The 12,045-nt window shown below is 61.3% G+C and carries 10 protein-coding genes; all 10 read right to left on the reverse strand.

Features of this window, described 5'->3' with window-relative positions; translation table 11 throughout:
• Positions 1-11 precede the first annotated feature (11 nt).
• A complete protein-coding gene (locus tag ACODTO_RS11485; RefSeq protein WP_489106442.1) occupies positions 12-1,445 on the reverse strand; it encodes a PIG-L deacetylase family protein in 1,434 nt (477 codons plus the stop codon).
• 8 nt (positions 1,446-1,453) lie between these two features.
• Complete coding sequence (locus ACODTO_RS11490; protein ID WP_139646832.1) at positions 1,454-2,350, reverse strand: antimicrobial resistance protein Mig-14; 897 nt, start codon at positions 2,348-2,350, stop codon at positions 1,454-1,456.
• Positions 2,350-3,480 carry a glycosyltransferase gene (locus tag ACODTO_RS11495; protein ID WP_489106443.1) on the reverse strand — a complete coding sequence of 377 codons (1,131 nt, stop codon included), beginning with the start codon at positions 3,478-3,480 and terminating at the stop codon, positions 2,350-2,352. Before ACODTO_RS11495 ends, ACODTO_RS11490 begins: the two co-directional genes overlap by 1 nt.
• Positions 3,464-5,221, reverse strand: a complete 1,758-nt coding sequence (locus ACODTO_RS11500) for a carbamoyltransferase family protein (protein ID WP_489106444.1) — start codon at positions 5,219-5,221, stop codon at positions 3,464-3,466. The genes ACODTO_RS11495 and ACODTO_RS11500 overlap by 17 nt, the downstream gene beginning before the upstream one ends.
• A 913-nt stretch (positions 5,222-6,134) precedes the next feature.
• Positions 6,135-7,577, reverse strand: a complete 1,443-nt coding sequence (locus ACODTO_RS11505; RefSeq protein ID WP_489106445.1) for a lipopolysaccharide kinase InaA family protein — start codon at positions 7,575-7,577, stop codon at positions 6,135-6,137.
• Positions 7,577-8,329 (reverse strand): lipopolysaccharide kinase InaA family protein, encoded by a 753-nt coding sequence (locus ACODTO_RS11510; RefSeq protein ID WP_489106446.1) that lies wholly within the window; start codon positions 8,327-8,329, stop codon positions 7,577-7,579. Before ACODTO_RS11510 ends, ACODTO_RS11505 begins: the two co-directional genes overlap by 1 nt.
• Positions 8,326-9,060: a lipopolysaccharide kinase InaA family protein gene (locus ACODTO_RS11515; RefSeq protein ID WP_139646842.1), complete on the reverse strand. Its 735-nt coding sequence runs from the start codon at positions 9,058-9,060 to the stop codon at positions 8,326-8,328. The genes ACODTO_RS11510 and ACODTO_RS11515 overlap by 4 nt, the downstream gene beginning before the upstream one ends.
• Positions 9,060-9,866, reverse strand: a complete 807-nt coding sequence (gene rfaP, locus ACODTO_RS11520) for a lipopolysaccharide core heptose(I) kinase RfaP (RefSeq protein ID WP_139646844.1) — start codon at positions 9,864-9,866, stop codon at positions 9,060-9,062. Before rfaP ends, ACODTO_RS11515 begins: the two co-directional genes overlap by 1 nt.
• On the reverse strand, positions 9,866-10,987 hold the full coding sequence (locus tag ACODTO_RS11525) for a glycosyltransferase family 4 protein (RefSeq protein ID WP_175361804.1): 1,122 nt from the start codon (positions 10,985-10,987) through the stop codon (positions 9,866-9,868). The genes rfaP and ACODTO_RS11525 overlap by 1 nt, the downstream gene beginning before the upstream one ends.
• Positions 10,987-12,045, reverse strand: a complete 1,059-nt coding sequence (gene waaC / locus ACODTO_RS11530) for a lipopolysaccharide heptosyltransferase I (RefSeq protein WP_489106447.1) — start codon at positions 12,043-12,045, stop codon at positions 10,987-10,989. The genes ACODTO_RS11525 and waaC overlap by 1 nt, the downstream gene beginning before the upstream one ends.

Consider the following 12,045-nt stretch of genomic DNA (forward strand, 5'->3'; position numbering starts at 1 on the left):
GTCCACTTGGGTCATTTCGGCTTCATGTGTACTTCAGAGCGTTTCAAAAGCCAGAAAAGTTCGTGACGCCTGACCGTTTTACGAAAGAATTCATTCTCGCCATACACGGCGCCCTTGCGCCCCGCCAACAGCCGCTGGATGGCACGGCGCAGGCGACGCTTGAAGGGCGCTCGCGGCTGCAGATCATGCATCATGCCCAACGCCATGGCCTTGTCGCGGTGGCCGGCCACCGCCAACGGCAGGCTGACAGGATGCATCGGCCGGTCCGGGTCGAAACACGGCGGCAACGCAATGCCCGTACCGGCATCACCCATGGGCCAGCGGTCATTATCGTGCAGGTGATTGGCGTAACCCAACAATGTGCCGGGTTGCCACTCCAGGCCTTCGAGGGCTTGCAGGACGGCATGATGGGCGCAAAGATGGTCAGGGTGCGGATCCAGGGTCGGATGCGGCAACACAATGACTTCAGGACGCGCCATCAGCAGCAACGCGCGCAAGTCGGCCACCAGGTTGTTCCAGGTCGGTGCGCCATCGACATCGCCGGGCAGGGCAAAAGGATTGAACCGGCGGAACGGCCGTGTATCGCTCAGGTCTGCCTCACGAGACCCCTGAGGCTGGGTGGGCGCGGCTTGCATGGCCGCCAACTGGAGGCAGAAGTACCCCAATTGCATGCAATGGCCTTGCGGCACCCCAGCCCAGCGCGGTACGGCGATGCTGTCCCAAGCCCGCAGACGGCCCTTGAGCCGCGCCGCCTCGACGCGATCCAGCCCCATCTGCTGATAATGTTCAGCTTCGATTTCGCCTGCGGTCAGTGTCACGATCCACGCTTCGTCGGCTCGGCTGTACAACCCATAAGCCGCCAGTTCCGCATCGTCGGCATGAGGGGCGATGACCATCACCCGCTGTTGTTGCACCTCCGGCGAGCTGAAGGACCAGAGCGTCGGCTCGCCCAGCAAACGGCAGAAGCGCCCGCGCAGCCGCAGCTCGCCCCGGGATAGCGTCGCCCCCTGCTCGCTGAGGTTCAGGTAGCGCAGGCCGTTGACGCCGCGCTCGAAGGTTTGTCGATCCGGGAGGTCTCCACCCAACAGCTCGACGACCGGGTCGATGAAACGCCCCAACCACCGGCTCTTGACCTGCAACGCGAGAACCAGCGTCGCGCCATCGTCCAGGATTACCCCGTCATCGAGCCGCAGCCGACCGGCATCCAGATGCACCTTAGGTTGCTGGGTGAAAGGCGGGAAGCTGTATTGGTAGTCGTCCCTGGGCGAGTAGAACAAATGATCTGCGAACCAGGCTTCGTGGGCGACCCAGCCCACTACCGCCAGGACCAACGGCAACCACCAGGCTACCAGCACGCCGAGCAGGGCCAGCACCATCAGGGCGAGTAACAACCCTGCCCGCTTGTTGCGACGGTGGCGCTTGAGCAACTGCTGTTTGCGATTCATCGGTGGGCTCATACGGTAAAAACCGGCACAGGGTTGCACCAACGGTCCTTGTATTCCCGGTCCGCCCGGCCGAACGAAAAACGCAACGGCTTGCCAGCGGCACGGGCATGTTCCCAGGCGCTTTGGGTATTGAGAAAACTCAGCACGCTACCAGGGCTGAATTCGCGGGTTTGCGGGTCCACGCCGCCATTGATGTACTCGACGCTGATCCACTCCGGCGCTTCGACCCGATACACCAATTGAATAGCGATCGGGGCATCGTTGAGAAAGATCACCGAACCGATCAGCAGTTCGCGCAGCAGCTCGATCACCTCGCCCATGCGCTCGGCACCGGTCGCCGCAAAACCCCAACGGCGCAGGAACAGGTCGCAGTAGATCGACGCCAGTTCCGCGCTGGAAAACTCATCGACCGAGCGCACCACCCCACCGGCCTCTTCCAGCAAACGCAGCTCGCGACGCTGGTTGTAGCGAAACTTCTTGGACAGCTCTTCCGGCGTACGCGCCATGGCCAGCTGTTCCTGCTGAACCTTCAGGCCGCTGAAACGCCCTTCGTTGAGGGCCGACAGATAACGTCCGCGATGACGCAACGGCGCCTGTGCATCGGGCGCCGCCGGCAGGATCAGCTCGGCATTGCCCAGGTCGAACAAGCCTTTCTTGCCGCTGCGCTTGAGCACATCCTTGGACAGCGCCAAATCCCGGCCCCAGGTCGCAATGGCCGCCTTCAGCTCACCCTGATGTTCGTATGCCAGGTAACGCACGGGAATACCGGCGAGGGCCGCCAGGCGCTCGATCACCAGGGGATGGGTCGCCACACTGCCACCAAAGCGCTGCCAGGCCTGGGCATAAGCCGAAGCGTCTGTTGCCATCCAGCCGCGCTCACGCCAACCTTGGAATCGATTGAGCATCAAGCCCTCGGCGCCAGTTCGGTGACTTGGGGCAAACGCCAGAATGCCTCGCGCACCGCACGATCGGAGAAGCGTTCACGCAGGCGGTCAAGCATCAGCTCGGCGCATTGACGCCGCTGCAGATCATCCATGACCGCCAGGTGCTGCAGCCCCTGAGCCAGGTGCTCGGCGTCGCCCAGCGGAAACAGAATACCCACGCCTTCGACCACTTCCTTCGCCCCGCCACAGGCCGTGGCCAGCAACGGCACGCCGGCGGCCATTGCTTCGAGCAACACCATGCCGAACGGTTCGTGATCGGAACTCAGGACGAACACGTCGAAAGCCCGAAAGTAACGGCGCGCCTCAGGCACCAGGCCGAGAAACAGCACGCGGTCGGCGATCCCCAGTTCCAGCGCCAGCTCCCGCAGGTCCTGCTCCAGACGCCCCTGGCCGAGAATGGCCAGTTGACTGTGGTCGGGCAAATACGCCAGTGCCGCGGCAAACCCCCGCAACAACGTGGCCTGTCCCTTGTCCGGATGCAGTCGGCCGACGTTGCCGACGATCCAGGCGTTCGCGTCCAGCCCCAAGGTATGCCGCGCCTCGTCCCGGGACACCAGGCCAGCCTCAGCGGCTTCCAGGTCGATGCGGTTGTAGAGAGTCTGGATCCGGCTCACCGGCCAATTCGGCAGACAGTGGCGCATGTCGTCGCGCACCGCATCGGAGACCCCGAGCAAGCTCAGGCGCTTGCGGAAAACATAGGCGAACAGCCGGCGAGTACGCCGTCGGTAATCGCCGAAGGCATGGTGCACGCCAATCACCCGCAGCCCAGTGCCGAGCAGGGCGATGTAGATAGGCTTGAAACGGTGGGCAATACAGAAACTGAAATTGCGCGAAGCGGCGATCTTGCGCAGATCGCCAATGGCGCCCAGCTTCAGGCCTCTCACGGCACTGGAGCTGTACTCCATGAACAGCACCTCGTCCGAGGCGCAACCAGCAGCGACCTCGGCATCGGCGACCCCGGTGAGAAACACCGTGGTCACGCGATAGCCGGTACCCGAGAACAGGCTGGCGTATTGACGGGCACAGTCGAGGAACGGCCCGTCATAACCGTGGCAGAACTGCAGCACATGTCGCTCAGCCGAGCGTGTCATAAGCGTCTACGCCGTCTTTGATCACCAGAATGTCTTCCATGATCAGGTACTGCAGATCGGAGCCATAGAACATGTTCAGCGCGTCGGTCGGCGAACAGATCATCGGTTCGCCGCGGCGGTTGAGTGAGGTGTTCAGGGACACACCATTGCCTGTCAGGACTTCCAAAGCTTTCATCATGTCGTAGTAGCGCGGATTGTATTCGCGCTTGAGCACCTGGGCCCGGGAAGTACCGTCTTCGTGGACGACTTCCGGGACACGGCTTTTCCACTCTTCGGCCACTTCGAATGTGAAGGTCATGAAGGGGGCGGGATGATCGACCTTGATCATCTGGGGCGCCACGGTGTCGAGCATCGACGGGCAGAAAGGCCTCCAGCGCTCGCGGAACTTGATTTGTTCGTTGATGCGATCCGCAACGCCGCTGGCGCTCGGGCAACCGATGATCGAACGACCACCCAAGGCTCGTGGGCCAAACTCCATGCGCCCCTGGAACCAGGCCACCGGGTTACCGTCGACCATGATTTTGGCAATGCGCTCAGGGGTGTTGTCGATCTTGCGCCACGCCGGTTTGCTCGGATGACGGGCACAGGCGGCGATCACGTCTTCGTTGCTGTAGGCCGGGCCGAGGTAGACGTGTTCCATCTTCTCCACGGGCACGCCACGGGCATGGGACACATAAGCGGCCGCGCCCACGGCTGTACCGGCGTCGCCGGAAGCCGGTTGCACGAACAGCTCCTTGACGTCGTCACGGGCGATGATCTTCTGGTTCAGCTTGACGTTCAACGCGCAACCGCCAGCAAAAGCCAGCTTGCCGGTTTCCTTGAGCACGTCGCCCAGGTAGTGGTCGATCATCTGCAGCGCAAGTTTCTCGAACAGCGCCTGCATGCTGGCCGCGTAATGGATGTACGGCTCGTCGGCGATATCGCCTTCGCGCTTGGGGCCGAGCCATTCGATCAGCTTCGGCGAGAAGTAGAAGCCCTTGCCCTTCTCTTTATAGCGGCGCAGGCCGATCACGTTGGCGTAGTCGGTGTTGATCACCAACTGGCCGTTCTCGAACGAGGCCAGGCGCGAGAAATCGTACTTGCTGGCATCGCCGTAGGGCGCCATGCCCATGACCTTGAATTCGCCGTCGAGCATTTCAAAGCCAAGGAATTCAGTGATCGCACCGTACAGGCCGCCCAGTGAGTCGGGGTCGAAAAATTCCTTGATCTTGTGGATCTTGCCGTTTTCGCCGTAGCCGAAGAAGGTCGTGGCGTACTCGCCCTTGCCGTCGATGCCCAGGATCGCGGTTTTTTCCTGGAAGCCCGAGCAGTGATAGGCGCTGGAAGCGTGGGCCAGGTGGTGCTCGACCGGCTCGATCTTGATCTTCTTGGGATCGAAGCCCAGTTGCTCCAGGCACCAGACGATCTTGCGGCGATAGCGCTTGTAGCGACGGTTGCCCATCAGGATCGCGTCGAGAGCACGGTCCGGGGCATACCAGTAGCGCTTGGCGTAGTGCCAGCGCGCTTCGCCGAACAGGCTGATCGGCGCGAACGGGATCGCTACCACATCGACATCGGATGGCTTGATGCCAGCTTGCTCCAGGCAGAACTTCGCCGACTCATAGGGCATGCGGTTCTTTGCATGCTTATCGCGTACGAAGCGCTCTTCCTCGGCCGCCGCGATCAGCTTTCCGTCTATGTACAGCGCTGCGGAAGGATCATGGCTGAGGGCGCCGGACAGGCCAAGAATCGTCAATGCCACAGGGTCTAGCCTCTTATATCTGCATACGGGCGAAAAGCGCCGCGAAAAATTGATGTGCCACTCGCCGGGGCGCTAGGCAGCTAAAGGGCGGGATTATAGCGTAAAAGCGTCGGTAAGCCGCTAGCGGCGAAGACAGACCGGTAAGTATTTGAATACCACCGGCCGTGTGCCCTGCAACGGGTTGCTGACGATTTTAGGTGCCAGTCCGTTAGCCCGCAAAAACAGGATGTGAGCATGTTCGGCAAGGCCCCGTCCATCACACGCATTAAAAAATGACCCGACCATTCAGGTTACCTGGATGTACAACAGATAAGATCGCCCACTGATTCATTTCGTTCAAGGCGCCCCCCTTCATATACCCCAACCAGCGCTCCAATAGTTAAAAATATTTTAACTCTTATATCCATGTCGAGACTTGAAAAGCCGTCCGTCGCCACTGTCGACATTGACAGTAGCAAGTTTGAAAACCGGACAAACCCAACACAACAGGACAACCTTACTGATACCAAGCCCCCCAATCATGACCACCGATGCGATCAGTTATTGGCGGGACGGCTACCGAATCTCATGCCTGTGAGCCTGACCACGGGAGCAGCTATTTAGAGTGGGACCTGAATTGATGGATCAGTTGCTTTACGATAGATCTTTAAGAAGACCAGAAGTAGCCCATGTTTTCCAGCCACTCCCTCGTCAATGCGTTCAAAAACGGCATTCGATCAATGCCTGATATCTTTGCCGCCTATTTCATCCTTGGCTGCTGCGAGCGTTTCGCAGCAACCATTCTTCGATTATGAATCGCACATGCCCCACAGGTAACACTTTGAAGCAAAAAAGCAGCGCCCTGAAAATTCAAAAAACAACTCCAAGTTGATGTCAGCCCAGGCAAAGACATATCTTCACAGCCCAACTTCACTCATTCTCGTATCTTTGGTAGTCGACCATTTATCACCCGATACAACGCACTGCCCTCAGGCCAGTTGCGCATGAATCGCGCCCGATCCCGGGCATAGGCAGGGGCGAAGCTCGCGAGGGTGCGGTGCTGGCACATGGAATCCAGGTCGATCAGTGCCCAGCGATCATGCTGCCAGAACAGGTTGTGTCCCTTGAAGTCGCCATGGCTGATGCGTTCGCGGATCAGGTCGGCGAACAATCGGTCCAGCGCCAGCAACTCGGATTCCGGTGCATCACCGCTTTCCACGTAAGGAGCAAAACGCTCGATGATGTCCGGCCCCGACAGATGCTCGGTCACCAGGTAGGCACCACGACGCAGCCACAGGAAACGCTTTTCCAGCAATGCCAGGGGTTTGGGGGTGGCGATGCCGAGAAATGCCAGGCGATGGCCCTCGCGCCAGGAGTGCCAGGCACGGCTCGGACGCCAGAAGCGCTTGAGCCAATGGGCGAAGTTTTTGATGTTGTAGCGCTTGATGACCAGGGTACGACCGTCGACCTCGACTTTGCCGACACTCGCCGCCCCCCCGGTCTTGTACAAGTGGCCCTGATCCAGCAAGGCATCCGCCCGCTCCAGCACTGGCATCATGGCCGCCTCTTCGTCGCGCCGGATCGCTCGCAGACCGAACGCCCCACGCTGCACGCTGAACAGACTGCATTCGCGTCCGACCTTTTCCATGAAGTCGTTCAGCCGCCAGGCCTGCACCTTGTCGATCTGCTTTTGCAGCGCTTCCATGGGCAGCGCGTGTTCGGCGTTGCTCAGCAGATAATGCACCAGCAACTCTTCGGTGAACGGCTCGATGGACTTGGGTAACTGGGCGAAAAACACCCCAAGATTTTCCAGCACTTTCTGTCGCGACAAGGGTTGCCCCGGCGTCTCGGCACGGATGCCGGCACCGTCGATCAGATAAAGTTTACCGTCGTGGCGCAGCAGGTTGTCCAAGTGCAGGTCTTCCTGCCACAAGCCTTTGCCATGCAGTTGTGCAATGGCCCCCAAGGCCTCGGCCAGTACCGCCGCTTGCTCGTCGGCCAGCAGAGGCAGGTGCTCGACCTGTTTCCAGGCATCCCCCAGGCTTTCAGCGCCTTCGAGGAACTCGAACAGCAACCAACCGCCCTCGCCGTCCTTCAGGCCGTCGGCCAACAACAGCGGCGTCGTCAAGCCCTGTTCGGCCAACAGGCGCACGCCTTGCAGTTCGCGCTGGAAATGCCGGGCCGCTTTGCTACCGACCAGCAGTTTGGCCAGCACCGGCCGGCCGCGCCAGACGCCAGCGCCAACATAACGCTGCCCCGGCAACACCCGTAACAGTGACAGCAGCTGCAATTGAGCCGGACCGGCGGCATCGGCCAGCTCCAGGCTCATGGGCAGGCCGGGACTGCGACCGGCGCTTTTCAATTCGGACAAATGCATCAACGGGCTTCCTTGTGGCTGCGCCGAGCGGTCAGGCGGTCCAGCCAGCGATCGACCAGGGCGGCGTCCGGCGGCTGGTCCAGGTAGGTAGCCAGTAACTGGCGGACTTCGCCTTCATTCCAGACTGAGGCGCGACGCAGCAAAGGCTCAAGATCCTTGACCCTGTCGCGCTGACCGAACAGCAGCGGGCGGGTCTTTTCCAGGTCGATCAACTGCGCCTGATAGCCGTCGGCAGTCGCTTGCAGAAAGATGTGCTTGGGATAAAAGCAACCATGGACCTGATGCATGCCATGCAGCCGCCGCGCCAACAGACCGCAGGCTTTCAGGATGGTCGAACGTTGCGCTATCGTCAGCGCCGGCCAGTCCTGCAACAGCGAATCCAGGTCATCCCAGCCATCCAGGGCCCGCGTCAACAGGATCGCCCGCACTTCGCCGTCGATCTTGCGCTGGCCATAGAACACCGCTTGCAGGGCCGGAATCCCCAACTGGCGATAACGGCTGATGTTGCGAAACTCCCGGGAAAAACTCGGCTCACCGAAGGGGTGGGACAAGGTCCGCGTCAGGTAATTGCTCTGGCGCTTGAGATAATAGCCCCGCCCTTCCAACTCTAGCCGGAACACGCTGCTCCAGCCGTCTCCCGACGTGTTGGGTTCGTCCACTGCGTCCAGTTGCCGCGCCCACAGGGCCTCGAAACTGTCCAGACCGTGACGCTCCAGCAATGGCCGGTCTTCACCGGCCAGGAAATCAGTCATTCACGCCCCTCGAAAAATCTCACCACGTGACGGATGCGTTTCTTGTCGCACGTATCAAGTCGGTCGCGTTGGCGATATTGCAGGTAGAAACGCAGGCGCTGGGTGGCCGACAAGTGATACTTGGCGACTTTGTCCAGGCACGCCAGGTCCTTGGTGACGCGGTACTTGAGCCAGAAGCCACGCCAGAAATCACCGTTCGGACAGTCGATCAGGAACAGCCGCGACTGGTCGTTGATCAGCAGATTGCGCCACTTCAGATCGTTATGGGTGAAACGATGCTCGTGCATGGTCCTCGTGTAGCCAGCCAGTTGCCGGCTCACCCCATCGACCCAGGCGCGATCGGCCAGTCGCGGGTCGTGACGGTCTGCCAGGGCCGAGAGGTCTTCGGTGTGGGGCAGTTCGCGGGTGATCATCGCCCCCCGGGCATAGGCCGCACCGTGACGCTCCAGACCCCAGGCCACGATCTCGGCCGTGGGGATGCCCCACTTGGCGAAGCGCTTGAGGTTCTGCCACTCGGACTTGACCCGCGGCTTGCCCAAGTAACGGCGCAGGCCCTTGCCGGCCCCGACGTAGCGCTTGACGTAATAGTTCACGCCATTGCGCTGCACGCGGATCACCTCCGACAGCGGGTCACGGGTCAAGCGCTCCCCTTGCAGGGCAAACACCGCGTCGAGGCTGCCGAAATCCTCCGCCAGCTCGGCGTAGGCCGGTTCCAGTTTCCATCCCGACATCAGAGCGCATCCCCGTACCGCTGTTTGCGGGCATAGAGCTTGTTGGCCTTGGCGTCGAGCCAGCTCAACAGTGCAGCCTCTTGCGCAAGGATCCGGCGCAGCGGCTGCTGAAAGTAGCCCTTCAAAAAGCGCAGCTTGTCGCGACGGGTCAGGCCAATGTCCAGCGCCGAGAAATACAGCGCAGCCAGGTCCTTGTTGCGCCAGCGGGTGGTGATGGCCGGACGGGTCTGGGCGCGGTGCAGGTCGATCACCGAGAGCTTGAAGTCCTGAGGGGTCACCGGTTTGTCGGTGTGCAGCAGAAAATGGCAGATGTAGCAGTCGCGATGGTTGACCCCGGCACGGTGCATCATGCCGGTCATGCGCGCCACTTCGGCGATCAGGGCCCGCTTGAGCGCCGGTTGCGGCGGATGCTTGACCCAGTCGATGCTGAAGTCTTCGAGACTGATGGTCGGCGCCAGCTCTTCGGTGACGATGAAGGAGTGCTGGTCCGCCGGATTCTGGCCCTTTTCGCCATACGCAACGGCAGTCATGGTCGGCACGCCGACTTCCTGCAGGCGCTGGATGGCTTTCCACTCCTGCCCCGCACCGAGGACCGGCAGCTTGGCGGTGACCAGGTTCTTGACGATCTCGCCCCAACCGATGCCACGGTGGATCTTCACGAAAAAGCCGCGACCGTCCACCTCGGTGCGCAAGGTGCGCCGGGCTTCCAGTTCACGATAGACCTCGCCCTTGAGCGCCTCGACTTCGACGAACGCATCGCGCCCGGCCCAAAGGCTCTTGAACGGTTCGGCCAGCATCAATTTCATTACGGGTGCTCCGCCAATATCACATCGGCCGCGTGCTGCGGCATGCTGTAGAGGTCGGCCGTTTCAGCGAACGCCAGACCATTGCGGCTCCAGGCCGCCCGCGCATCGGCATCACTCAGCATCCGCTCCAGGTATTCGGTGAGCTGCGCCTGTTCGAACGGTTCGTCCAGCACCAGCCCACTGTCGGCCTCGGCGATGTAATGGGCGTACCCGCACACCGCGCTGACCAGTACCGGCAACCCGGCCACCAGCGCTTCGAGCAGCACGGTGCCGGTATTCTCGTTGTACGCCGGATGGATCAACAGGTCGGCCCCCAGGAGGAAACGCGGGATATCGCTACGCCCCTTGAGGAATCGCACATTGTCACCGAGCCCCAACGCGGCGCTCTGCAATTGGAATACTTTGGGGTCGTCCTGGCCGATTACAAACAGCCGGGTACGTTTTTTCAGCTCGGCAGGCAGCGCGGCGAGCGCCTTGAGGCTGCGATCCACGCCCTTGGTCTTGAACCCGGACCCGATCTGCACCAATAGAAGATCGTCATCGGCCAGCTCGAACTCGGCACGGAACTCGGCACGAATCGCGTCGGCATCGGCGGGTCGGCGGCGGTCCTGGGCAATGCCCGGCGGTAACAGGTGAAAGCGCTCCAGCGGCGTGCCGTAATGCTTGATGAACAGCGGCTGCTGGACTTCGGAAATCATCAGCACGTCTGTCTTGGCGTCCCTGGCGAACACCGCTCGCTCGTACTCGGCAAAATGCCGGTAGCGCCCCCAGCGTCGATACAAGGAATTGCGCAGGGTCTGCGCCTTGTCTTCAAAACAGCCGTCGGCGGCGTAATACACGTCCAGGCCGGGCATCTTGTTGAAGCCGATCAAACGGTCTACCGGGCGCTTGGCCAGGTCCGCTTCCATCCATGCACTGAGTTTCTCGTTGCGACGGTGATTGAACAGCGCCTTGACCGGCGCCACCAGCACTTCAAAACCCGGCGGGACGTCACCTTCCCAAATCAGCGTGTAGACACGGATCTGATGACCACGCCGCTGGCATTCCAAGGCGATGCGCATGAAGTCACGCTGCAGGCCGCCGAAGGGAAAGTATTTATAAAGGACAAAAGCCAATTGCATCAGCGCGGCTCCTCAGCCAATAACGTGCTCAGGTGGCTGGCAACACGCTCGGGGTTCAGTCGCGTAAAGCACAAGGGCTGCTCGCGTTTCAGGTCAAACCGACGGGCATCTTCGGCGGTCGGCGGATAAGTGCATTGTTTCTGCATGCAGGGCGCACAGGGGAAATCGCTGGCGAGATGGATCTGGCCCTTGCCATAGGCGCCGGTCAACACCGGGTTGGTGGGACCGAGCAGCGAGATAGTCGGCACGTCCAAGGCGGCAGCCAGGTGACCGAGGCCAGTATCAACCGCCACACAAGCCTGGGCCCCGGCCAGTACCTTGCCCATCCCGCCCAGGTTCAGTTTCGGCAACACCAGGGCATTGCGCAGCCCTTTGGCGATACGTTCGGCCCGGGCTTTTTCCAGCGGACTGCCCCACGGCAACTTCACCACCACGCCGAACTGGCCCATGCGCTCGGTGAGCTGGCGCCAATACAACTCCGGCCAGTATTTGGATTCCCAAGTCGTGCCATGCAGGAATACCACATAAGGATAGGCGCGCGGCAGCTCCACCAGACGATCGACATTCAAGCCGTAGTTGCCCAGGGTCTGGGGTAAGTCATAGCCCAGCGCCACGGCGAACAATTGTCGCACGCGCTCAACCGCATGCTGACCGCGCGCCACCGCCAGGCGACGGGAATAGAAACGCGCCGCCAGGGGCTCACGGGCCGAATTTTTATCCAGGCCGGCCACCGGAGCCTTGACGTAGCGGGTCAGCCAGGCACTTTTCAGCAGGCCCTGGGCATCAATCACCAGGTCATACCGTTCGGCGCGCATGCTCTGCTTGAAGCGTCGCCACTCGCCGCTCTTGATGGTTTGCCAGAGGTTCTTGCGCCAACGACGGATCGCCACCGGGATGACCTTGCCCACGGCCGGGTGCCAGGTCGGAATCTCGGCGAAACCTTCTTCCACCACCCAATCGAAACGGATACCGGGAATCGCCCGCGCCGCGTCGGTCAACGCCGGCAGCGTGTGGACCACATCGCCCAGCGAAGAGGTCTTGATCAGCAATACCCGCAA

Source organism: Pseudomonas sp. FG13 (genome assembly GCF_057809755.1).

Excerpts from the sequence above, each read along its gene's own strand:
- ACODTO_RS11485 (WP_489106442.1), bottom strand. The coding sequence starts at position 1,445 with ATGAATCGCAAACAGCAGTTGCTCAAGCGCCACCGTCGCAACAAGCGG.
- ACODTO_RS11490 (WP_139646832.1), bottom strand. The coding sequence starts at position 2,350 with ATGCTCAATCGATTCCAAGGTTGGCGTGAGCGCGGCTGGATGGCAACA.
- ACODTO_RS11495 (WP_489106443.1), bottom strand. The coding sequence starts at position 3,480 with ATGACACGCTCGGCTGAGCGACATGTGCTGCAGTTCTGCCACGGTTAT.
- ACODTO_RS11505 (WP_489106445.1), bottom strand. The coding sequence starts at position 7,577 with ATGCATTTGTCCGAATTGAAAAGCGCCGGTCGCAGTCCCGGCCTGCCC.
- ACODTO_RS11510 (WP_489106446.1), bottom strand. The coding sequence starts at position 8,329 with ATGACTGATTTCCTGGCCGGTGAAGACCGGCCATTGCTGGAGCGTCAC.
- ACODTO_RS11515 (WP_139646842.1), bottom strand. The coding sequence starts at position 9,060 with ATGTCGGGATGGAAACTGGAACCGGCCTACGCCGAGCTGGCGGAGGAT.
- rfaP (WP_139646844.1), bottom strand. The coding sequence starts at position 9,866 with ATGAAATTGATGCTGGCCGAACCGTTCAAGAGCCTTTGGGCCGGGCGC.
- ACODTO_RS11525 (WP_175361804.1), bottom strand. The coding sequence starts at position 10,987 with ATGCAATTGGCTTTTGTCCTTTATAAATACTTTCCCTTCGGCGGCCTG.